General features: G+C 38.5%; 20 protein-coding genes. 15 read left to right on the top strand and 5 right to left on the bottom strand.

Going from position 1 to position 21,402, the window contains the following annotated elements:
* Positions 1-38: 38 nt before the first annotated feature.
* Positions 39-1,925, top strand: a complete 1,887-nt coding sequence (htpG, locus tag L0B53_RS17540; RefSeq protein ID WP_235060865.1) for a molecular chaperone HtpG — start codon at positions 39-41, stop codon at positions 1,923-1,925.
* A gap of 56 nt (positions 1,926-1,981) precedes the next feature.
* On the opposite strand, the gene L0B53_RS17535 is transcribed toward htpG, so the two are convergent.
* A complete protein-coding gene (locus L0B53_RS17535) occupies positions 1,982-2,326 on the bottom strand; it encodes a TraR/DksA C4-type zinc finger protein (RefSeq protein ID WP_235060864.1) in 345 nt (114 codons plus the stop codon).
* 296 nt (positions 2,327-2,622) lie between these two features.
* On the opposite strand from L0B53_RS17535, the gene L0B53_RS17530 reads away from it, so the two are divergent.
* The 6 genes from L0B53_RS17530 to recR all read left to right on the top strand — a co-directional run bounded on the left by L0B53_RS17530 (position 2,623) and on the right by recR (position 7,533).
* Positions 2,623-3,021: a YbaN family protein gene (locus L0B53_RS17530; protein ID WP_235062292.1), complete on the top strand. Its 399-nt coding sequence runs from the start codon at positions 2,623-2,625 to the stop codon at positions 3,019-3,021.
* Between the two features lie 96 nt (positions 3,022-3,117).
* Positions 3,118-3,663 carry an adenine phosphoribosyltransferase gene (gene apt / locus L0B53_RS17525; RefSeq protein WP_235060863.1) on the top strand — a complete coding sequence of 182 codons (546 nt, stop codon included), beginning with the start codon at positions 3,118-3,120 and terminating at the stop codon, positions 3,661-3,663.
* 291 nt (positions 3,664-3,954) lie between these two features.
* On the top strand, positions 3,955-5,775 hold the full coding sequence (gene dnaX, locus L0B53_RS17520; RefSeq protein ID WP_235060862.1) for a DNA polymerase III subunit gamma/tau: 1,821 nt from the start codon (positions 3,955-3,957) through the stop codon (positions 5,773-5,775).
* Between the two features lie 44 nt (positions 5,776-5,819).
* Positions 5,820-6,446 carry a DNA polymerase III subunit gamma/tau C-terminal domain-containing protein gene (locus L0B53_RS17515; RefSeq protein WP_235060861.1) on the top strand — a complete coding sequence of 209 codons (627 nt, stop codon included), beginning with the start codon at positions 5,820-5,822 and terminating at the stop codon, positions 6,444-6,446.
* A gap of 154 nt (positions 6,447-6,600) precedes the next feature.
* Positions 6,601-6,930 carry a YbaB/EbfC family nucleoid-associated protein gene (locus L0B53_RS17510; RefSeq protein ID WP_235060860.1) on the top strand — a complete coding sequence of 110 codons (330 nt, stop codon included), beginning with the start codon at positions 6,601-6,603 and terminating at the stop codon, positions 6,928-6,930.
* Between the two features lie 3 nt (positions 6,931-6,933).
* Positions 6,934-7,533 carry a recombination mediator RecR gene (recR, locus tag L0B53_RS17505; protein ID WP_235060859.1) on the top strand — a complete coding sequence of 200 codons (600 nt, stop codon included), beginning with the start codon at positions 6,934-6,936 and terminating at the stop codon, positions 7,531-7,533.
* A gap of 190 nt (positions 7,534-7,723) precedes the next feature.
* On the opposite strand, the gene L0B53_RS17500 is transcribed toward recR, so the two are convergent.
* The 3 genes from L0B53_RS17500 to L0B53_RS17490 all read right to left on the bottom strand — a co-directional run bounded on the left by L0B53_RS17500 (position 7,724) and on the right by L0B53_RS17490 (position 9,961).
* A complete protein-coding gene (locus tag L0B53_RS17500; protein WP_235060858.1) occupies positions 7,724-8,599 on the bottom strand; it encodes a LysR family transcriptional regulator in 876 nt (291 codons plus the stop codon).
* Positions 8,600-8,696: 97 nt separating this feature from the next.
* Positions 8,697-9,425 (bottom strand): UDP-2,3-diacylglucosamine diphosphatase, encoded by a 729-nt coding sequence (gene lpxH, locus L0B53_RS17495; RefSeq protein ID WP_235060857.1) that lies wholly within the window; start codon positions 9,423-9,425, stop codon positions 8,697-8,699.
* Between the two features lie 38 nt (positions 9,426-9,463).
* A complete protein-coding gene (locus L0B53_RS17490) occupies positions 9,464-9,961 on the bottom strand; it encodes a peptidylprolyl isomerase (protein WP_235060856.1) in 498 nt (165 codons plus the stop codon).
* 266 nt (positions 9,962-10,227) lie between these two features.
* Between L0B53_RS17490 and cysS the strand changes: the two genes are divergently transcribed.
* The 3 genes from cysS (at position 10,228) to hemH (ending at position 13,647) form a co-directional block, all read left to right on the top strand.
* Positions 10,228-11,613 carry a cysteine--tRNA ligase gene (gene cysS / locus L0B53_RS17485; RefSeq protein ID WP_235060855.1) on the top strand — a complete coding sequence of 462 codons (1,386 nt, stop codon included), beginning with the start codon at positions 10,228-10,230 and terminating at the stop codon, positions 11,611-11,613.
* Between the two features lie 183 nt (positions 11,614-11,796).
* A complete protein-coding gene (adk, locus tag L0B53_RS17480; RefSeq protein WP_235060854.1) occupies positions 11,797-12,441 on the top strand; it encodes an adenylate kinase in 645 nt (214 codons plus the stop codon).
* A gap of 237 nt (positions 12,442-12,678) precedes the next feature.
* Positions 12,679-13,647, top strand: coding sequence for a ferrochelatase (gene hemH / locus L0B53_RS17475; protein WP_235062291.1), 969 nt, complete (start codon positions 12,679-12,681; stop codon positions 13,645-13,647).
* A 225-nt stretch (positions 13,648-13,872) separates the two neighbouring features.
* On the opposite strand, the gene L0B53_RS17470 is transcribed toward hemH, so the two are convergent.
* Complete coding sequence (locus tag L0B53_RS17470) at positions 13,873-15,171, bottom strand: inosine/guanosine kinase (protein WP_235060853.1); 1,299 nt, start codon at positions 15,169-15,171, stop codon at positions 13,873-13,875.
* Between the two features lie 210 nt (positions 15,172-15,381).
* Here L0B53_RS17470 and rfaH point away from each other — a divergent pair, with 210 nt between their 5' ends.
* The 5 genes from rfaH (at position 15,382) to artP (ending at position 21,382) form a co-directional block, all read left to right on the top strand.
* Complete coding sequence (gene rfaH / locus L0B53_RS17465; RefSeq protein WP_235060852.1) at positions 15,382-15,885, top strand: transcription/translation regulatory transformer protein RfaH; 504 nt, start codon at positions 15,382-15,384, stop codon at positions 15,883-15,885.
* Between the two features lie 135 nt (positions 15,886-16,020).
* Positions 16,021-17,187 carry a nucleotide sugar dehydrogenase gene (locus tag L0B53_RS17460; protein ID WP_235060851.1) on the top strand — a complete coding sequence of 389 codons (1,167 nt, stop codon included), beginning with the start codon at positions 16,021-16,023 and terminating at the stop codon, positions 17,185-17,187.
* A gap of 224 nt (positions 17,188-17,411) precedes the next feature.
* The gene (locus L0B53_RS17455) at positions 17,412-18,257 is read left to right on the top strand and encodes a DUF3108 domain-containing protein (protein WP_235060850.1); all 846 of its coding nucleotides are present in this window, start codon (positions 17,412-17,414) and stop codon (positions 18,255-18,257) included.
* A 54-nt stretch (positions 18,258-18,311) separates the two neighbouring features.
* Positions 18,312-20,564: a hypothetical protein gene (locus tag L0B53_RS17450; RefSeq protein WP_235060849.1), complete on the top strand. Its 2,253-nt coding sequence runs from the start codon at positions 18,312-18,314 to the stop codon at positions 20,562-20,564.
* Between the two features lie 89 nt (positions 20,565-20,653).
* Positions 20,654-21,382 carry an arginine ABC transporter ATP-binding protein ArtP gene (gene artP, locus L0B53_RS17445; protein WP_235060848.1) on the top strand — a complete coding sequence of 243 codons (729 nt, stop codon included), beginning with the start codon at positions 20,654-20,656 and terminating at the stop codon, positions 21,380-21,382.
* Positions 21,383-21,402 lie beyond the last annotated feature (20 nt).

Below are 21,402 nucleotides of genomic sequence, written 5' to 3'. Positions count from 1 at the left end.
AGCATTTTTATCAAATTAGATTTATTGATGGAGTAATGATGAGCAGCAATACAACCGCTAACAATAAAGAGACTCGTGGCTTTCAGTCTGAAGTTAAACAATTATTACACTTGATGATTCACTCTCTTTATTCGAATAAAGAGATTTTCTTGCGTGAATTGATCTCAAATGCTTCAGATGCTGCAGATAAGTTACGTTTTAAAGCGCTTTCTGATACCGCACTTTATCAAGGTGATGCTGAATTACGTGTGCGAATCTCATTCGACGCCGATGCTAAAACAGTAACGATTAGCGACAACGGTATTGGTATGGATCGTGATAGTGTCATTGAGCATTTAGGTACGATTGCGAAATCTGGAACGGCTGAATTTTTTGAAAACTTAAGTCAAGATCAGACCAAAGACTCTCAGCTTATCGGTCAGTTTGGTGTGGGTTTTTATTCTTCATTTATCGTTGCTGATCTCGTCACAGTTCGCACTCGTGCCGCTGCTTTAGAAGCTAATCAAGCAGTTCAATGGTCTTCTGAAGGTGAAGGTGATTACTCGATTGAAGATATCGTTAAAGAAGATCGTGGAACAGAGATCACACTTCACCTTCGTGAGGACGAGTCTGAATTCTTAAATGAGTGGCGTTTAAAAGAGATTGTTGGTAAATATTCAGATCATATTGGTATCCCAGTTGAGATCTTTACCCATGAAAAGGATGAAGAAGGGAAGTGGGAGAAGATCAACAAAGCTCAAGCACTTTGGACATTAAACAAGTCTGATATTTCCGATGAAGAGTATGTGGAGTTTTATAAGCATATTTCTCATGACTTCGCTGACCCTTTAAAGTGGGCTCATAATCGTGTAGAAGGGAAGCAAGATTACACTAGCTTACTTTATATCCCGTCAAAAGCACCGTATGATCTTTTCAATCGTGACCATAAACATGGTTTAAAGTTGTATGTTCAACGTGTCTTTGTTATGGATGATGCTGAGCAGTTTATGCCTAGTTATCTTCGATTTACTCGTGGCTTAATTGATTCAAACGATTTGCCATTAAATGTTTCTCGTGAAATTTTACAAGATAATAAGATCACTCAGTCGCTACGTAATGCGTGTACTAAACGTGTATTAACCATGCTTGATCGTATGGCGAACAATGATAAAGATAAATATCAAATGTTTTGGGATGAGTTTGGATTAGTACTAAAAGAAGGCCCAGCAGAAGATCGTGCAAACGGTGAAAAAATTACCAAGCTGCTGCGTTTTGCTTCGACTGAGAATGATAATTCAACCCAGACAACATCTCTTGATGAATACATTAGTCGTATGAATGAAGAGCAAGATAAGATTTACTATATTACTGCGGATAGTTACGCGGCAGCAAAAAATAGCCCTCATCTAGAGCAGTTTAAAGCCAAAGGTATTGAAGTTATCTTAATGTTTGATCGCATTGATGAGTGGTTAATGGGACACCTTAATGAGTATGCAGGCAAACAGTTCCAATCTATTGCTAAAGCTGATTTGGATCTTAGCAAGTTTGATGACGAGAAAGACAAAGAGAAACAAAAAGAGACAGAAGAAAATTTTGCTTCCGTTCTTGAACGTACAAAAGCTTATCTAGGTGATCGTGTCAGTGAAGTACGCACGACGTTCAAACTTATCAGTACGCCTGCGGCTGTTGTCACTGGTGAGCATGAGATGGGCACTCAAATGGCTAAATTACTTGCTGCTGCCGGACAAGACGCACCTGAAGTGAAATATATCCTAGAGCTAAACCCGGAGCATGCATTAGTTAAAAATATGGCGGATGAAGCTGATGAAGAGCAGTTTGGTCGTTGGGTTGAACTACTGTTAGGCGAAGCGATGTTAGCTGAACGAGGGAGTTTAGAAGATCCATCTAAATTTCTAGGGGCCATTAACCAGCTTTTAGTTAAGTAAAAAATATAAAATAAAAAGCAAAGTCTGACAGCTTTGCTTTTTATCCTTAACGTTATTTAGTTATGCTTATAACGACTCTTCTCTTCACAGGCTTGGCAACGAAGCGTTGCAGGATCCTGTTCTAATCGCTCTTCTTCTATTTCATCTTCACAATCAACACAAAGACCAAATAACTCAATAGATATTGAGCTTAATGCTGACTCAACTTGTAGAAAACGTTGAAAAGTGTGTCCTAAGTCTGGGTTTAACGCGATAGCAGAAGTATGGCTATTCGAGAGTTGAAGGTTGTCAGGAATCTTACCGTCTGATGTTGGAAGTTGTTGTTGTAGAAGATTAAACTCTGATAATAAACGCTGGTGATATTGCTTAACTGTTTGATTATTTGTTTTTATAGTTAACATCTAAGGTTATCCCATGACCAATATTTAAATATAGTCTATCCTTATCAGAAGAGTGTTGTATGATATAAATCAATTAATTAGTAATAAATAATCAATTAGTTGTAACAGTTAATTAACATTTATTGATTTGATCTTTGTGACTTAGATCAATATAACGACTGATTAAATATAGAGGGATCTGACTTTTTTTGTTCTTATTACATTAAGTTAGAGTATTTGTATTTGAGGTGAAGGTGACTTTGAATCAAATTAGTTTAAGTATAGATCTGAAATAAATAGGTAATCTCACTCTTATGATGAAAAAAAAGCTCATTGAATTTATTTTTAATTTTTTGGGTATTTGTGCAACCATTTTAGGCTGTATCGGTATTATTTTGCCTCTACTGCCTACAACGCCATTTTTACTGTTGGCGAGCCTCTGTTTTATGCGAGGTTCACCACGATTTAGAGATTGGTTACATCAGCATCAACATTTTGGTCCAATTATTAATAATTGGCAAAATAATAGAGCGATCTCTTCTGTTGTAAAAAAACGTGCAAGATGGTTTATTGTTGTTAGTTTTATGTTGTCAATATATTTAGTGTCATTATTATGGTTGAAATTTGTACTACTATTTTTTGGGATTGGATTATTATTGTGGTTTAATCGTTTGCCTGTGATAGATAATATTGCTCATTGTCAAAAAAATCACTAGTATTGTCTGGTTGTGTTGAAAACGCCTGCGAACATAAATTGAGTGGGCGTTTTTGTTTGTCGAATAGGTGACCGACTCAAGTCGGAGAAACAGGTTATGACTCAAGAAAAATTAGCTCTAATTAAACAAAGCATCAAAACAGTCGTTGATTACCCAAAAGAGGGGATCATGTTTCGTGATGTGACAAGCTTAATGGAAATACCTGAAGCATATCAAGCGACCATTGATATTCTAAAAGAGAAATATCAAGGTCAAGGTTTTACTAAAGTTGTAGGCACAGAAGCACGTGGTTTCCTATTTGGTGCACCATTAGCATTAGAATTAGGTCTAGGTTTCATTCCTGTTCGTAAGCCAGGCAAACTACCTCGTGAAGTTATCTCTGAAAGCTATGAACTTGAATATGGCCATGATGTGCTAGAAATCCACACCGATGCGATTGTCGAAGGTGATAAAGTATTAGTGGTTGATGATCTTCTTGCAACAGGTGGTACGATTGAAGCAACAGTTAAACTGATCCGTCGTCTTGGTGGTGATGTTAATGATGCTGCATTTGTTATCTCATTACCTGAAATTGGTGGTGAAGAGCGCCTAGCCGCAATGGATATTAATGTTTACAGCTTATGTGAGTTTGCTGGGCACTAATTTTCATCAGTGATGAAGTATGGGTAGCATTAATTTATTGATAGCTACCTACCTAAAAAGCAGTGATAATTATTCTTTTAAGTATTGATGATACTTAAATTTGAATAATGGTTGCTGCTTTTTTGTATCTAAAGAAAAACGGGGTGGACTCTTTTTACCTCGAGCATTCAATGAGAAATACTCACCATGATCTGGCTTGTCGATAAAGTGGTCGCTTACCCTGCTATTACTCGTGACTTGCGCGCTGCTATGCTACTATTGTTAGCTTAACTCTCGAGGGAAATGTTAATCATGAGCTACCAAGTTTTAGCCCGTAAATGGCGGCCGCATTCATTTGATCATGTTGTAGGACAATCGCATGTTTTAACTGCATTAAATAATGCGCTAACCCATCAACGACTCCATCACGCTTATCTATTGAGTGGGACTCGTGGTGTGGGTAAAACCACCATTGCGCGTATTTTTGCCAAAGGCTTAAACTGTGAAGAAGGCATAACAGCAACCCCTTGTGGTGTGTGTCAAACCTGTCAAGAAATTGATCAAGGGCGTTTTGTTGATCTACTTGAAATTGATGCGGCATCACGAACCAAAGTCGAAGATACTCGAGAACTACTTGATAATGTCCAATATAAACCGGCTAAAGGGCGTTATAAGATCTATATTATTGATGAGGTACATATGTTATCTCGTCATAGTTTTAATGCATTATTGAAAACCCTCGAAGAGCCGCCGGAATATGTAAAGTTTATTTTAGCAACAACGGATCCTCAAAAATTACCGATTACGATTCTTTCTCGTTGTTTGCAATTTCATCTTAAACATTTAGATGTAGAGCAGATCCAACAGCAATTACAGTTGATCTTAGAAAAAGAAGAGATTAACTTCGATAGTCGTGCTTTGAGAATGATGGCAAGAGCAGCTGATGGTAGTATGCGTGATGCCTTAAGCTTAACGGACCAAGCTATCGCATTGGGTAATAATCAGGTCAACAGCGATATTGTTGCTGAGATGTTAGGAACGTTAGACAGTTCTCAAGCTTTACATTTATTAGCGCCACTTGCTCAAAATGATGCCAGTGCGGTAATGGAACAGCTTAACGAGTTAGCAAGCTTTGGTGTTGAGTGGGATGGCCTGTTAAAAGAACTGGCTAATCAATTTCATCAAATTGCAATGTTACAAGCATTACCTGGTCTCTTTAACCCTCTTGATAGTGACAGTGAGCAGCAACATAGTCTTGCGGGTAAATTTGCACCTGAAGATATCCAGCTTTGTTATCAAATTGCGCTACAGAGTCGTCAAGATTTAGCTTTAGCTCCTGATGGTAAAGCAGGCGTTGAGATGGCATTGTTACGAATGTTGGCATTTAGGCCGGCAATTAAACAGAGTATTACACCACAAAGTATCACGATACCGGCCACTGAGCCTGTATCTGCAATCAATCAAGGTAGAGAACTGCAAGCAGAAAATAAAGCGATCTCACAATCGATAGCTCAACCAAAAGCAAGCGCTCCTGCTCGATCTCAAATTAATCCAGCGGCAAGAGCAAAAGCCCAATTGAGTGAACAGAAGAGACAAGATCAACCAAGTTCTTCTACTCAAGCACAAGCACCGCAAAAAGTACAACCACAAAAGCTGGTTCAATCTCAGTCTGATGCTCCGATCCAATCAACGGCTAATGATCAGCAACGAGTTGAGAAACCAAGCGCGGCTATTCAGCAGAGCATGGTTCAACAACAAAAGAATCAACAATCTATCTCTTCTCCAGCTCGATCAATGGAACAGGTATCAGCGCATGGTGCTTCGAATGATACTTCTAGGAATCATCTACCTAGTAATGACGTATCGAAAAATGAAGCGCCACAACAAAATCAACAATATGATTATGATCAAGCTAATGCTGACCGCTATGATCAACAAGACAATTTAGATCATGATGAGCAGTTTGCATCAACTCCCCCTGATGTCGCGATAAACACTCAAGTGGCAGTAAATAATCCACCGGTTAAAAAGACATCAGCAAATAGTTTATTATCAGCGCGTAACCGTTTAAGAAGTAAAATGTTAGCGGATAAAGGGGAGACCCCACCCGTAAAAAAAGTAGACCGACGTTAGAATCAACGCCTTCAAGCAAAAAGCAGAATGTATTACAGTCTCGTTTGAACAGTAATACAGACTCTGTTACTCCAACGTCGGCACAAGAACACTTAGCAAACATTAATAGTCGGGTCGCACAGCATCAAAGCACAGAACAGCCAAAAGATGAGAGTTATCGTTGGCAAGAAACTGAGCACTATCAACAGCTAGTGACTAAAGAACGCCCGTCTTCAGGCATATCACCGATGGTACTCAAACGTGCTCTAGAGCATGAGAAAAGTGCTGAAATGGTAGAAAAATTGGTTGAAGAGTCAAATCAAACAGATCCGTGGTGTAAAACAATATCTCAACTTAATTTAGCAAAACTTGTGCAGCAGTTAGCTCTCAACTCAGCAATGAATGAACAAGATAATCAAGTTAAGCTGACTTTACGAGCTAATCAAGCTCATCTTGATAATCAGCGAGCAAGGGAACAATTAACTGAAGAGTTAAGTCGTGTTTTCAATAAATCGATCCAGTTAAGCATTGAATTAGGTAGTGAAGGGGAAACGCCATTAGATATCCGAGATCGACTTTATCAACAGAGATTACAAGTGGCCATTGAAAATATTGAACAAGATCCCAATGTTACTATATTACGACAACGATTCTCAGCGACTATCGATGATGATAGTATACGACCACTATAAATATGGCGGTTTTTATCACGGTAATCTACAGTAATAAGTAGAATCGCTATATGCTAGAAAAATTTACAACGGTACTTTTAACGATAAAAGTGCTATTTATTGACATGATACCCGAGTTATTTCAAGTTAGGGTATAGCCAAAGAGAGAGAAGTTATGTTTGGTAAAGGCGGAATGGGCAACTTAATGAAGCAAGCCCAGCAGATGCAAGATCGTATGCAAAAGTTACAAGAAGAGATCGCAGAGATGGAGATCACCGGTGAATCAGGTGCAGGTCTTGTGAAGATCACGATTACTGGTAGTCACAGTGTTCGTCGCGTTGATATTGATCCTAGCTTACTAGAAGATGATAAAGAGATGCTCGAAGATCTTATTGCTGCCGCGTTTAATGATGCCGCTCGCCGTGTAGAAGAGACGCAAAAAGAGAGAATGGAAGGCGTGACTGGAGGAATGAACCTTCCAGCTGGCTTCAAAATGCCGTTTTAATCAATGCGTACTAGCCCTTTATTAGAACAACTAATGGAAGCATTACGCTATTTGCCCGGTGTTGGACCAAAATCAGCTCAACGTATGGCTTTTCACTTGTTACAACGCAATCGTCAAGGTGGCTTGCAACTAGGTCAAATGCTCAATCAAGCGATGACTGAGATCGATCACTGTCAGCACTGTCGCACATTTACAGAAGAAGAGGTTTGTGCAATTTGTGCTAATCCTCGTCGTAAAGTGAATGGACAAGTTTGTGTGGTTGAAAGTCCAGCAGATATTGTGGCAATTGAACATACAGGACAGTATAGCGGTCGGTATTTCGTTTTGATGGGGCACTTATCTCCCCTTGATGGTATTGGGCCTCACGATATTGGATTGGATATTTTGGAACAGCGTCTGGCTGAAGAAGATATTAACGAACTAATCTTAGCGACGAATCCAACGGTAGAAGGCGAGGCGACAGCTCACTATATTGCTGAGCTTTGTCATGCACATAATGTTAGTGCAAGCCGAATTGCTCATGGTGTTCCTGTTGGTGGTGAGTTAGAGCTGGTGGATGGGACGACTCTGTCTCATTCTATTGCTGGTCGTAATAAAATCTAATCTATCCCTTTCTTACTTGAAGTTGTTAGGTTGTTGGCTGCGTTTATTTGCCTACGAGCAACCCCAATAACACTCTTCAAGTATGAAGGGAATATAAATAAAAAAGAGCCATTAAATAGGGAATCCTACTTAATGGCTCTTTTTTTATTGGCTATTTACTCTCAGTGCCTTGCCATTACTGATGTCATTACTATAGACGAAAGTATTGGCTAGAGAATTCGATAAATAGACGTAATTTTTCAGACTGATGCTCACGGTGATTATAAAGTAAAAATACATCACGGGAGTTTGCTGACCACTCATCAAGGACACGAACTAAAGAGCCTGATTCAATATACTCTTTCGTCATGGCATCGGGCATTAAAGTAATACCTAAACCATCACAAGCCGCCTTACGAACAACGTTTAATTGATTTGATTCAAAACGTCCTTCCTCATTAATAGCCACTTGTTCATTATCATTATTAGTTAAACGCCAGCGTAAAAGTGGACTGCCTTTTAATAGCATATGAGAGTGCAAATCATTAGCATGTTCAAGTGTAGGCATCTTGCTAACGTACTCTGGAGATGCAACTAATATATCTTCAACTTGGTGAACTTTTCGAGCAATTAATGTGGAATCACGTTGTGGACCCGCACGGAAAACGACATCCCAATCCGTTGGATCGATCTGATCAGTTTCACTACTCATTAATAACTCTAAGCTAATTGCAGGATGTTGAACCATAAAGGCATTAAACATCGGCTGTAATATCACTTTCGTTAAGTTTGATGGTGCAGCGATTCGTAATTTACCTGCTGCACTGTGATTCTCTTCACTAAGCAGATCAATACTATTGACAAGATTTTTTAGCAAAGGACTACATTCACTGTAAAAACGTTGACCAGCATCCGTTAGTGACAGTTTGCGTGCATGTCTATTGAGTAATCGAATATCCAAGCTTTCTTCCAATGCTTGAATTCTTCGAGTTAATGTTGCTACCGGAACGCGGCTCTTGCGGGACGCTGCAGTATAGCTTCCTTGCTCAACTACCATCCGGAAGAGATTAAGATCATCTAACTTCATTACTATTCTAATACCTTCATGATGTGTGAGGATTCGATTATATATCAGAAACCCTGATGGATATCAGGTTTTTATGAAAAATTATTTTAACTTATACTTAACAGTTAAAAGTAATTGTTTCTAAAGATATTTTATCATTATCACAAATTAAAACAGATCCTTGAGTATACCAATCACCTAATACAATTCGAGATTTCTGTTGATTGTTTACATTTATCTCATGGATATTAGGTCGATGTGTATGTCCGTGAATCATTAAGTTTACTTGATATTTATTCAGTATAGACTCAACTTCTGAAAATGTGACATCCATAATCTGATTAGATTTTGTTTGATTATCGTCACTGCTCTGATTACGAATTTTTGCCGCAATTTTTCGACGATATGAGAGAGGAAGGTGGCGGAAAATCCACTGAATAACTGGATTATGAACTTTTTTACGATATTGCTGGTAACTCACATCTTCAGTGCAAAGTGTATCACCATGGAGGATAACCGCTTTTTGGCCATTAATATCAATAACCGCTTCTTCTGGAAGTAAAGTGACATTGGTTTGTTGACTAAACTGCTTACCAACAAGAAAATCACGATTACCGTGTATAAAAAAGCATGAGGTACCGGTGTCAGTCAGAGTTTTGAAGGCATTGATAATGGTCTGATTAAATGGGGTAAGGTTGTCATCACCTATCCAGTATTCAAACAGATCACCCAAGACATAGAGCTGATCGGCTTTTGGGGCTTCATTCGCCATAAAGTCGAGAAAACAGTCTGTAATCTCTGGATGTTGTTCGCTGAGGTGAAGATCTGAAATAAATAAGATACGCATAGACGTAGAAAGGGCAGCGTTAAACTGCCCTTTATCTATTACTCTTCGATAGTAACAGAGTTGATTAAGATGTTTTCTACTGGAACATCTTGATGTACATAGCCAGCGGTGCCTGTAGCTACGCCTTTAATCTTTTCTACGACATCCATTCCTGCAGTCACTTTACCAAATACACAGTAACCCCAGCCATCAGCTGTTGGTGAACGGTGATCTAGGAATGTGTTATTGCTTACATTAACGAAGAACTGAGAGCTAGCAGAGTGTGGTTCCATGGTGCGAGCCATTGCGATTGAACCAACAACATTGCTTAAACCGTTGTCTGCTTCATTCATGATAGGTGCACGAGTCTGCTTCTCTTCCATACCTTCGATCATACCGCCACCTTGGATCATAAATCCATCGATTACACGGTGAAAAAGAGTGTCGTTGTAAAACCCATCACGGCAATATTGTAGGAAGTTAGCAACCGTTTTTGGTGCTTTTTCTGCGTTTAGTTCAAGTGTAATATCACCACAAGTTGTATGAAGAGTTACCATTATATAATCCTTACAGGGGTTTTGTTATAGAGAGTGGATTCTATCTGATTCAACTCCACCATAAAAGAACTGAGTTGAAATGAGTTTTATTTTAGCTCAATTAAATTGAATAATTGAGGAAATTACACCTTTTACTATTTTTTACGACTATTTACGACCTTGTTACCTCGCAACGATAGCCTATTTAAGTATATAATCGGCTACATTGACGCTGTTAACTACAGCTTACCCTGATTTTTAACCCTTAATATCGAGTAACTTTCGCAATGTTAAAAATATATAACTCACTAACAAAACAAAAAGAGCAATTTGTTCCTATCAATCCTGGAAAAATTGGAATGTACGTCTGTGGTGTGACGATCTATGATCTTTGTCATATCGGGCACGGTAGAACATTTGTTTCGTTTGATGTTATTAGTCGTTATCTTCGTTATTCTGGATATGATTTAACGTTCGTGCGAAATATTACAGATATTGATGACAAGATCATTAAACGTGCCGCAGAGAATGGCGAAAGCTGTGAAGCGCTAACAGAGCGTTTAATTGGTGAAATGCATAAAGATTTCGATTCTCTTCAGATGAAGCGCCCTGATATTGAACCAAGAGCAACGGAATATATTGCTGAAATTATTACTCTTGTTGAGCGTCTCATTGAACGTGGTTTTGCTTATGTTGGTTCAAATGGCGATGTGATGTTTGAGGTAAGTAAGTTTGATGAATATGGCAAGCTTTCTCGTCAAGACTTAGATCAGTTACAAGCCGGGGCTCGAGTTGATATTGAAGCTGCAAAACGTAGTCCGTTAGATTTCGTTCTGTGGAAAATGTCAAAACCGGGAGAACCAACATGGGAATCTCCATGGGGAGCGGGTCGTCCGGGTTGGCACATTGAATGTTCTGCGATGAACTCAGCACTATTAGGTAATCATTTTGATATCCATGGTGGTGGCTCAGATTTACAGTTCCCACATCATGAAAATGAAATTGCCCAATCATGCTGTGCTCATGATACCCCTTATGTGAATACATGGATGCATAGTGGCATGGTGATGATTGATCGTGAAAAAATGTCTAAATCACTGGGTAACTTCTTTACAATTCGAGATGTATTAGAGCATTACGACAATGAAACGGTTCGTTATTTCTTAATGTCAGGTCATTATCGTAGTCAGTTAAACTATAGTGAAGAGAACTTAAATCAAGGTCGTTCAGCTCTTGAGCGTTTATATACCTCTTTACGTGGTTTAGATTCAACAATTGCTGCCGAAGGTGGTGAGCAGTTTATTGAGAACTTTAGAAAAGCGATGGATGATGATTTTAATACTCCAGAAGCCTACTCTGTTCTATTTGATATGGCGCGCGAAATTAACCGCTTGAAATCGACGGATCTGGTTGCCGCATCTAAACTTGGTGCACGCATGAAAGAGTTGGCTGAAATTCTTGGCTTATTAACTCAAGATCCTGAAGCTTTCCTTCAAGGCCAACAAGATGGCGCTGATGATGAAGTCGCTGAAATTGAACGTTTAATTAAAGCTCGTAACGATGCGCGTGCAGCAAAAGATTGGCCAGCCGCCGATGCTGCCCGTGATGGTTTAGCCGCAATGAACGTGGTATTAGAAGATGGGCCTCAAGGTACAACTTGGCGCCGTAAATAGTCATGATTTAAATTTATAGAGTAGTTAGTATAATGAACTGCTCCATTTATAATAGTTAAAACAATTTATAATAGTTAAAACAATGGATGAATCATTGGAGAAGGTAGAGATACTCTTTTCTTATTTATCCATTTGAATATATTTAACCTTACAATACTTAATTAAAGTTATTAGGAGAACAAGATGCGCATTATTCTTTTAGGTGCTCCCGGTGCTGGTAAAGGCACTCAAGCTCAGTTCATTATGGACAAATACGGTATCCCACAAATCTCAACAGGCGATATGCTTCGTGCAGCGATCAAAGCTGGAACTGAGATGGGTAAAGCAGCTAAAACCGTGATTGATGCAGGACAGCTAGTTTCTGATGATATTATTCTTGGCCTTGTTAAAGAGCGTATTGCTCAAGATGATTGCGCTAAAGGCTTCTTATTAGACGGTTTTCCTCGTACGATTCCACAAGCTGAAGGTCTAAAAGAGATCGGTGTTGCTGTTGATTACGTACTAGAGTTTGCGGTTGATGACTCAGTGATTGTTGATCGTATGGCGGGTCGTCGTGCGCACCTTGCGTCTGGTCGTACTTATCACGTTGTTTACAACCCACCAAAGGTTGAAGGTAAAGATGACGTAACAGGTGAAGATCTTGTTGTTCGTGATGATGATAAAGAAGAGACAGTACGTGCTCGCTTAGGTGTTTATCACGACCAAACTAAACCATTGATCGATTTCTACTCAAAAGAAGCGTCTGCTGGCAACACTCAGTACATCAAGTTTGATGGAACTCAAGCAGTTGAAGCTGTCAGTGCTGACATCGAAAAAGCATTAGGCTAATTATTTTTAGCTTTAATGATGAATAAAGGCAGCGTGAGGCTGCCTTTTTGCTATTTGTGGCTTATGATATACCCTTCTTACTTGAAGTTGCTAGGTTGTTGGCTATGTTCGTTCGCCCTAATCATATAGTCGGTCTATACTCATGGAGTCTCACTCACTTGCCGCCTACTAGCAACTCCAATTATTTTAGGTATAAGACGATTGTTAAGAACAAATGGATATAAGATGACTTTACCGATAAAAGAAAAAAGCAAAAAGGGTGTATTACTGGTTAACTTAGGAACCCCAGAAGCACCAACAGCCGCAGCCGTTCGTGCATTTTTATCTGAGTTTCTCCATGATCATCGTGTGGTTGACCTTTCACGTTGGCTTTGGTGTCCAATACTGCATGGTGTTATCTTGCCAATAAGAGCACCAAAAGTGGCTAAGCTTTATCAATCTGTTTGGATGAATGATGGCTCACCTTTAATGGTCTACTCTCGCCGTCAACAAAGTGCATTAGCTGAACAGCTTGATTGTCCCGTTGCTCTGGCGATGACGTATGGAAACCCTTCTATTGATAATGGGATTAATCATCTACAGCAACAAGGTTGTGAGGAAATTATTGTTCTTCCTCTTTATCCTCAATATTCAGGAACGACAACTGCCGCGGTGTTTGATCGTGTCGCTAAGGCGGTAAAGAAAACGCCTCATATACCCGCGTTTCATTTTATTAATGATTACTATAATCACCCTGCATATATTGAAGCATTAGCGCAATCAATACGAGATCATTGGGATAAGAATGGCCGTAGTGATTATCTGCTTTGCTCTTATCACGGCATACCACAGCGTCTTGCTGATGCGGGTGACCCTTATCCTCTACAGTGTGAAGAGACGACACGTTTGTTAGCTAAAGCATTAGATTTGAATGATGATCAAATTGGGCATAGCTATCAGTCTCGTTTTGGGCGTGAACCTTGGTTAATGCCCTATACTGATAAAACCCTTGAGCAGTTACCTAAAAATGGGGTTAAATCACTGGATATTATTACGCCAGCTTTTTCTGCTGATTGCCTTGAAACGTTAGAAGAGATTGCAGAACAGTGTCGAGATAGCTATTTAGAGGCTGGTGGTGTGAGCTTTAATTATATCCCATGTCTTAATGATAATACTGTTCATATTGAGGCATTAAAAGTCATACTTTCTCCAGCGATCTCATCTTAAGTTTGGTGATAATTTAACGAGAAGTTTATTGAGTTTATCCCCTTTATACTTGAAGTCGCTAGGTTGTTGGCTGCACTCGCTTGCCTACTAGCAACGCCAATTACTTTGGGTATAACAGCAATAAAAAAGGGCATTAAGATACGAATTGACTGACGTATCTTAATGCCCTTTTTATTATTGATTACTCGCTCTTTACAAAAGAGTGTCTCAATTTAAGAGTGAGAATTAACGTTCCCAGTATGCCTCTTCTAAACTATCTTCACGTTCAGGTAATCCTCTGGATAGGCGAGGAGAATGCTGAGCCAATACTTGATAGCTTACACGGTTTGCATATTTACAAACTTGAGATAACGATGAGTAAGATAAGAAAGTGTGCTTATGCTTACTTGAGTTTGGCACATTATCTCGATGGTGACGATTAGCGGCCATGTCATGTAATAGAGCGGAAAGCGCACCATCACCAGCACCGTTAGTATTTTTAATCTTTTCTGGGCCACCCATAAATGGGGCAATGTGCGAGTAGATTTTTACTGGATTTTGACAATCTGAGTACTTCATTGGGCGACTAAATTCATACATATTAAATTCAGCAATTTCGCCTGGTAGTAGTGGAAAGCTAGTTTCTCGTTTAGTCTCTTCATCGGTAAAGCCCGCCATATAAAGCCCAACTGGACCAGCGGTACAAAGTACTAAATCAACCCATTGCAAGGTTTTATCTGCTGCTACTAATGGGTCAGACTCGCCGGTTAATGCTTCTGCTTCATCTTCATTCATTGCGACAACGGTGACATTATCTTTAATGAATTTTTGCCACCATTCAGGATTATCTTGAATAACAAATTTAGTCCCTAATGTTAGAACAACAGGAATGTCATATTGTTTTGCGTAATCAATCGCTTTTTGGGTTGCTTCAGGCATTGGGTCACCCTCTTTACAGCGCACCAAATAAGCGGTTAATACCAATGCAGAGGCTTTTTTAAAAACTTCTTCCGGAATGCTTTTCGGTTGAAGTTGATTCATTTTACCTTCGTTAATCGCAAAGGTTCGTTCACCATCTTCTGTGATTAAAGCAAAACAGCGGCCAATCGGCCCTGAGACCGGTTGCAAATAATTTAAATCGACACGAGAAGAGGTATTACAGAGGTAGCGATAAGAATAGCTGCCAATCTTGATATCTTTACTCATCACGCCTAAAAGTAGAGATTTATCATCTGCTAATGTTGAGTAATTATGTAATGTATTGCCAATCGTTCCGCCAGCAAACTCATGAGTAATGAGCGCATGCTCTTTTAGCTCGGTATAAAGCGCCTCTGCTGCTTCATCGGTAATAACTAATGAATGGCCTTTACTTAGATTATATTTTTCCACAAATGTGCTATCAACCTTAGCTTCAATGTCGACTAAGGTTTGATCAATTCCGACAATGTGATTGGTATGCATTTTTTTCTGCGGTGTGTTAACAAGAGGATCGCGCTCGCTAACGGGAAAGTAGTGTTTTGATTTACGTTGTCCAGGAAATTTCATGATCATTATTGAATATGAGGAAAGATAAGATAATTTTAGATTGATTTATGACAGACAGCAATCCTCTTATACTTTTATTTATTATTGAGGAATGTCATTAATCATAAATGGTCATTGAATTGTAGTTTTAAGGTAGGTAATATTCTGTGTTTTTAAAGGTAATTGCTGCCGGGTAATTATTACTATTATATTCAATTTTTGGGAAGATTTATGAAGAGTTGGTATCTACTGTACTGTAAAAGAAGTGAGTTACAGCGAGCTATCGTTAATCTTCAACGTCAAGGTGTTGAAACCTATATCCCAGAAGTTAGGGTTGAAAAAATTCAACGTGGAAAGAAAATGATCGTGGTTGAACCTCTCTTTCCCAATTATGTTTTTGTCCATTTTGATATTGAAATACTTCATACAACGGCAGTGCGATCGACTCGAGGGGTGGTTGATTTTGTTCGTAGCGGCACTCACCCTCAAAATGTAACTGAAGATCTTATCACTGGATTAAAAGAACGTTCAAAAATTGAATACCTGAAAGATGGCTCATTACCGAGTCAAGGGGAAATTTTTATTCTAAATCAAGCACCTTACATCGGTATTGAAGCGATTTATATGGAATCTGATGGGGAAAAACGTTCATTTATGTTGATCAACATTATAAATCAACAGGTTAAAGTCTCCATTGATAATAAAGAGTTGGCAAATAAAAAAGAAATTAACTAACATAGCATTATTATTGGATACCATTATCTATACTTAATTATACCTTTGTTACTTGAAGTTGTATTAAATAGCGTTAAAAACTTCATGTAAACAGTGAGTGTCATCATTATATTAAAAAGAATTAAGCGGGAAACGATGAAAATTGCAATAGCAGGTACAGGTTATGTTGGTTTATCCAATGCAATGTTATTGGCTCAAAATAATGAAGTCATTGCCATTGATATCATTGAAGAGAAAGTAGAATTATTAAATAGTGGTAAATCACCGATTGTTGATCGTGAAATTGAAGATTTTCTCGCGAATAAAGCATTAAACTTTAAAGCAACACTCAATAAAGAGTTAGCTTACCAAAACGCGGATTACGTTATTATCGCTACGCCGACTGATTATGACGTCAAAACCAACTATTTTAATACTTCTTCAGTTGAAGCTGTTATTCGTGATGTTCAAAGCATTAATCCGAATGCAACGATGATTATTAAGTCAACGGTCCCGGTAGGTTATACTCAGCGTATTAAAGAAGAGTTAGCAACTGATAATATTATCTTCTCTCCCGAGTTTTTAAGAGAAGGTAAAGCTTTATACGATAATCTTTATCCATCACGTATTATTGTGGGTGAAAAGAGTGATCGTGCAACAATATTTGCAAACCTACTAGTTACTGGCGCATTAAAAGAAGATATTGATGTGTTATTTACTGACTCCACTGAAGCTGAAGCGGTTAAATTGTTTTCTAATACCTATTTAGCAATGCGTGTTGCTTACTTTAATGAATTAGATTCTTACGCTGAAGCGCATGGTTTAGATGCTAAACAAATTATCGAAGGGGTAGGGTTAGATCCTCGTATTGGGAATCACTATAACAATCCATCATTTGGCTATGGTGGTTATTGTCTGCCGAAAGATACTAAGCAGCTATTAGCAAATTATCAAGATGTACCAAATTGCCTGATTAATGCCATCGTTGATGCTAATACGACACGTAAAGATTTTATCTCTGACTCGATTTTAAAGCGTAAGCCGAATGTCGTTGGAGTTTATCGCCTAATTATGAAGTCTGGTTCTGATAACTTTAGAGCGTCATCGATTCAAGGGATCATGAAGCGTTTAAAAGCGAAAGGTGTTGAAGTGGTGGTGTTTGAACCTGTATTAGAAGAAGACGACTTCTTCCATTCTCGTGTGATTAAAGATCTCGAAGAGTTTAAACAATGCTCTGACGTGATTGTTTCAAATCGAATGGATGAAGAGTTGAAAGATGTTGCAGAGAAAGTATATACGCGCGATCTTTTTGGCTCAGATTAATGTCGAGTCATGAGTTGAGTTAGTATCATGTTGTTTTTTCGTCACCGATAAAATATCAAGTACAGTCAAGAAAATGCACAGCAGAAATGTTGTGCATTTTTTATTTAAGTTGAAAAAATAACCAGATTTTTAGTCTATCTTTATAAAAAGAAATAAATAAATAAGAAAACAATTGCATTTGTATCCTATTCGTTTAGTTATACCTATTAATAAGGTTTCTAATTATGAAAATTAAACCTGTTACTTTAAATTTCTTTTCTCAATATAAGTCGATATTTAGAGAGATGTCTCTTTTGCCTGCTTTATTTGCATCTATCGGTTTACTTTTTGCACCACTCATTTTTGCTTCAGACTCTTCACCCTCACCTATTTCTAAGATATCCACGACTCAAGCAGAGAATAAACGTGTTAAACCATCAATACCTTTCCCTGATAATCATCGCTGTAAAAAGACACTAAATTACCATACCTACTTAGCAGGGGTGAATATTGGGGAATTAACACGGATTATTGATTGGCAAGAGCAACAAGCCCATGTCGATTCCGCAGGAAAGTTAAGTCTATTGGGTGTCAAAGCTATTTTTGAACAACAAACGGTATTGATTTGGTCGCCCAAGTTTGGCGCATTTGTTCCTTCTTCATCAAAACAGACTTTAGAAGGCTTTAAAGACCGCAAAATGAAGACAAGTTTTAGTGATGATGGGACTAAATCTAGAGTTATTCTTGATGGCAAACCTCAAGAGTTTGATAATGAAGGAATGCCACTGGCTGATATTAATACAGTGAGCACGGCAATTCGTTACGCGTTATTAAATGATATCAAAGATATTAAATTATATCGTCAAGGTCGTAATAAAATTAAACCTCTTCATTTTCAAGTTCAAGGATTAGATAAAATTAAAACGAAAACATGGGGAGAAATTCCAGCATATCGTGTCTATGAAGTGGGTAAATATAAAAAAGTGCAACTTTGGTTTTCACCAGATTTTGACTACCAATTGGTAAAAGCAAGGTATGATACGGTTTTAAATGTTACTGTTGAATTAGTAAAAAAACACGTTGAGTGTTAATCCTCACTGTATTTAAACAAATTATTTTGAGAACTTTTTAATTAAGAGGCAATAATGGACAAGCTATCCTCCATCGTCAAAATACTACTCTTGGTCTTGATCAGTAGTTATTCTCTATCTACATTTGCAAACACTGAAACGAACTCGGCGCCAACGGCTAAACAGTGGCCTCAACAAATTGAAGTGGGTAATAACAGCTTAGTTGTTTATGAACCTCAAGCTCAAGAACTCACGGGGAATGTTTTACAAGGGAGAACCGCAGTCTCTTTTAAAGTCGATGGTGGAGAACCAATCTTTGGAACGATGTGGTTTACAACACGAGTTGATATTGATAAATCTGAAGATAAAGCGACGGCAAGAAACTTTGTTGTGACAAAAATGGGATGGCCAAAAGATAGTGAAGTGGATAGTGTCGCATTTACGAAACGAGTCAATGATACGATTGAAAACTCCGTATTCATTTTTTCAGCCTCAAAGTTAGCCGCAAGCCTTAAAATTGCCGATAGAGAAAATAGCCATATTGCTGAGTTGAAAAATACGCCACCGAAAATGGTCTTTTCTAATCAACTCGCGCTGTTATTACTGTTTGATGGTGAGCCGAAATTTAAGGTAATCCCGAATAGTGATTACCTTCGCGCTGAGAATACACCTTATTATGTGGTAAAAAGTACGAAAACGTCGCAGTACTATTTAACCGATGGTGTTAATTGGTATTTTTCACGCAATGTGATGAGTGGTTGGATGCCAGAGTCGACACCGCCGAGTGATTTGATTCAACTGGTTTCAAAGCAGATGCCAGCAGACCAAAAAAAACGTCAAAATCAATTTGCTCATAATTTGAAGATTATTGTCGCTACTGAGCCCACTGAAGTGATTTCAACCGACGGCGTTCCTAATTGGCAAGCGTTATCGACAGGCAATATCTTATACGTTAAAAATACAGAAACCGCTTGGCTACGTGATCTCTCATCCGGCGAAATGTATGTATTGCTTTCTGGACGTTGGTTTAAATCAACCTCTAAAAATGGTCCTTGGGTCTTTGTTCCTGCAACTGAACTACCAAAAGCGTTTAAAGATATTCCTGCGAATTCTGAGATTGGCGGTGTACGTACCTCGGTTGCTGGAACGCCAGAAGCAGATCAAGCGGTAATGGATGCTCAAATCCCTCAAACAACTGCCATTGATAGAAGCAAAGCAACATTAACTGTGGCATATTCTGGTCAACCACAATTTGTGGTCATTCCAGGCACCAATATCTATTATGTCCAAAACTCTGGAACACAGGTTTTGCGAATTGATAACCGTTATTACGCTTTAGATAATGCGGTTTGGTTTACTTCTACCAGCGCAAGTGGTCCTTGGGTTGTAGCTGATACCATTCCAACTACCGTCATTGCTGAGATCCCACCAAGCTCGCCAGCTTATAATATGACTTTTGTACAGATTTATGATTCGACGCCAACGGTTGTTTATGTTGGTTATACTCCGGGGTATTTATGGTCTTTCCCATATTATGGTGTCCCTGTTTATGGTACAGGCTGGTATTATCCACCTTATGTTGGAGCTATTTATTATCCTCGTCCTGTCACTTGGGGTCTTCATGTTGGTTATAACTCATGGACGGGATGGAATGTTGGAGTCAGCTGGAGTAATGGCTTTATCAGTGCTGGCTTTGGTTGGAGCCAAAATTGTTGTGGTCATTGGGGCTGGGGTGGAAATAATATCCATGATAATAATATAAATATTGAGAATAACGGCAATATTAATATTGGTAATACGGTCAATATTGGTAATCGAACGGATGTGAATAAGCATTTTAATAATATCAATGGAAATAATGTTAATAGAAACGACATTAATCGCAATAATATTTATCAAAACCGAGATAACCGCCTACGTAATGCTAACGTCAATCAACTGAGAGATAATCATCCTAAAGCGCGAGTCAATAATCAGTTGCGTAATAATGTTTATGCAGATAAGAACGGCAATATTATGCGTAATGAGAATGGACAATGGCAACAGAGAACAAATAATAGTTGGAAGACTAGAGATCTAAATCAATTAGATACCAATAGAGTGAATCAACAGCAGCGTCATAATAGACAGTTGGATAATCATCAGAATTTAAATAATAATCATAAATTTCAAGGTAATAATCAGTGGCAGCACCATTCAACCATTGATAGAGAGGGCTTGAATCACTCTTTCCAAAATCGTCAATTCCAAGGTCAATTTCAGGGGCTTGGCGGAATGCGTGCCGGCGGTGGTTTACACAGTGGTGGATTTGAAGGACGTTTACGTTAAACTTTAATAAATACTTACTCATAAATATTGCATATAATTTCAAGTGGGGTATTATGCTCTTGTGTTGGGAATAAATGCAGAATAAGTGAATGAGTATTCAAGTTAGCGGTTTAGATAAAAGTTATGGTAAACATCAAGTTTTACATGATGTCAGTTTTTCGTGTGAAACGGGCGATACCCTTGTGTTACTTGGCCCAAGTGGTGCAGGTAAGAGCTCTCTATTACGTGTTTTAAATCTGCTTGAAACAGGTGAAAATGGAGAGCTTTCTATTGCCGATCAGTTCTTTGACTTTTCAGCACCATTAGAAGAGAGAAAAGGACAAGCTTTAAGACGTCAAGTTGGTATGGTCTTTCAACAATATAACCTATGGCCACATCTTTCTGTATTAGACAACTTAATCGAAGCACCTATCAAAGTATTAGGAATGAGTCGTCAAGACGCAAAAGCAGAAGCGATTCTTCTTCTTAAACAACTTCAATTAGAAGAAAAAGCCAATCATTGGCCCCTTCAGTTATCTGGTGGTCAGCAGCAACGTGTAGCTATTGCTCGTGCATTAATGATGAAACCAGATGTTCTTCTTTTTGATGAACCTACCGCAGCTTTAGATCCTGAGATAACCAGTCAAGTCGTTTCAATTATTCAAGAGTTAAGTGAAACGGGGATAACTCAAGTTGTCGTTACTCATGAAGTCGACTTTGCTAGAAAGATTGCCAGCCATATTCTCTACCTAGAACAAGGAAAAGTGGTAGAGTTTGGTGATAACCGTGCATTTACAGCTCCTCAAACACAAGCCTTTGCTAACTATTTAGCTCACTAATTCATAAAAACAATTTATAA

Origin of the sequence: Vibrio sp. SS-MA-C1-2, assembly GCF_021513135.1 — a bacterium.
Lineage (GTDB): Bacteria > Pseudomonadota > Gammaproteobacteria > Enterobacterales > Vibrionaceae.
This window is presented reverse-complemented; position numbering and strand designations above follow the sequence as displayed.